We start from the raw sequence: 417 nt of genomic DNA, 5'->3' as shown, positions 1-417 counted from the left end.
TTTCATCTTTTGAGAAAAAGCCGCTGAACGGAGGAATACCTGCAATGGCGATACAACCAACCCAAAAAGTCCATCTTGTTATAGGAAGTTTTTTTGCCAGTCCACCCATTTTACGAATATCCAGCTCGTGATGCATGGAACATATAACCGAGCTGACTAACCGTTGAGTAAGCCAGTACTTTCTTAATATCGTTTTGTTTGATAGCAATGGTTGCAGCAAGAATTGCTGTTGCCAAACCAACTACTGCTACCACCACCTGTGTTGCACGGGCAAGCGTGTGTACAATTGAATTTGTGCACTCTTACCTGTTGCACCAACAAACAATAACAATGTAATTACAACAAGAATACTGTCGCCTTTAAACATACCTGCAGCTTGCGGAAACACTTCACTGTATGTTAATGACCCAAACTGTT

1 pseudogene is annotated in these 417 nt (G+C 41.5%); it reads right to left on the bottom strand.

Going from position 1 to position 417, the window contains the following annotated elements:
• Window positions 1-254: pseudogene (locus ESA94_RS21825) on the bottom strand (proton-conducting transporter transmembrane domain-containing protein); the annotation flags it as partial.
• Window positions 255-417 lie beyond the last annotated feature (163 nt).

It is taken from the genome of Lacibacter luteus (assembly GCF_004118265.1).
GTDB classification, from domain to species: domain Bacteria; phylum Bacteroidota; class Bacteroidia; order Chitinophagales; family Chitinophagaceae; genus Lacibacter; species Lacibacter luteus.
Note: the sequence above shows the minus strand (reverse complement) of the source record. Positions and strands in the feature narration are given on the sequence as shown.